Raw genomic sequence first — 1,368 nt, 5'->3', positions numbered from 1 at the left:
CGACGCCACGCCCTCCCAGGTCTCCTCCACGTCGCTCGCGTACCCGCGCGCCCGCGTCAGGTCGAGGACCGACTCGAACGGCGTCAGCTCGTACACCGTGCTCGCCGTGAAGGACTTCCGCTCGGCCTCGACGACCTCGCTGTGCGCCACCGGGTCGTACGCGGAGAGCACCTTGCCGAGCGCCGTCGAGTGCAGCGGCTGCATCGCCCCGACCTCGAGCACCTGCCGGCTGTCGTCGGGCCGGAACACGTGGTGCACGATCAGGACGCCCTGCTGGTGCAGCACCCCCAGGTAGACGGCCTCGCCGCTGGAGCGGGCCAGGTCGTCCGTCCAGACGAGGGCGCGGGCCCGCAGCTCGTGCACGTCGAGATAGCTGTTGCCCAGGCGCAGCAGCTCCGCGCCCAGCTGGTAGCGGCCCGACGCCGAGTCCTGCTCCACGAAGCCCTCGGCCTGCAGCGTGCGCAGGATGCCGTGCGCCGTGCCCTTGGCCAGCCCCAGGGCGGAGGCGATGTCGGAGAGGCCGAGCCGCCGCTCGCCACCCGCGAGGAGCCGGAGCATCGCAGCGGCCCGTTCGAGCGACTGGATGTTGCGTGCCATCGCAGTGCTTCCTCCTCGATCCTCTCGCGGTACAACGTAGCGATACAACGTTCGGCAATGCTGAACAGTATCGGTCGTTGCCGACCTCCGGCGAATACAGCGTGCGCCGATATTTCACCCCACCGCCCGCCGGGGTCCGCATCCGGCCACCCCGGCGCGCCGTTCCGGCCCGTGGACGCCCGGGCGCCGCCGCGGGGGTCACCGCTACGCTGGCCGGGTGTGGCTCAAGGAGTGGAGCCGCAAAGCCGACAGCCGTCGCACCCCAGGGAGCACTTTCATGGCCTCGTTGCCGACGCCCGCATCCGATCCCCGAGCCCGCGTGGCCGCCCTCAGGGACGCCCTCGCCACCCGCGTGGTGGTGGCCGACGGCGCGATGGGCACCATGCTGCAGGCGCAGGATCCCACCCTGGAGGACTTCCAGAACCTCGAGGGCTGCAACGAGATCCTCAACGTCACCCGCCCCGACATCGTCCGCTCGGTCCACGCCGAGTACTTCTCCGTCGGCGTGGACTGCGTCGAGACGAACACGTTCGGCTCGAACCACACCGCGTCGAACGAGTACGACATCGCCGACCGCATCGTGGAGCTGTCCGAGGCCGGTGCCCGGATCGCCCGCGAGGTCGCCGACGAGTTCACGGCCGGGGACGGCCGCCCGCGCTGGGTCCTCGGCTCGATCGGCCCCGGCACGAAGCTGCCCTCGCTGGGCCACATCGACTACGCCACGATCCGTGACGGCTACCAGCAGAACGCCGAGGGCCTGCTCGCCGGCGG

Annotated in this window: 2 protein-coding genes; one reads left to right on the top strand and one right to left on the bottom strand. The window is 71.3% G+C overall.

Translation table 11 applies throughout. The annotated features are described in order from the left end of the window. On the bottom strand, window positions 1–597 hold a 597-nt coding region (locus tag GTW43_RS08910; RefSeq protein ID WP_161301083.1), incomplete at its 3' end, for an IclR family transcriptional regulator. A 277-nt stretch (window positions 598–874) separates the two neighbouring features. Between GTW43_RS08910 and GTW43_RS08905 the strand changes: the two genes are divergently transcribed. After that, window positions 875–1,368, top strand: a 494-nt coding sequence (locus GTW43_RS08905) for a homocysteine S-methyltransferase family protein (protein WP_202501235.1), incomplete at its 3' end; no start/stop codon positions are given.

Source organism: Streptomyces sp. SID5785 (genome assembly GCF_009870065.1).
Classification (GTDB): Bacteria; Actinomycetota; Actinomycetes; order Streptomycetales; family Streptomycetaceae; genus Streptomyces.
Note: the sequence above shows the minus strand (reverse complement) of the source record. Positions and strands in the feature narration are given on the sequence as shown.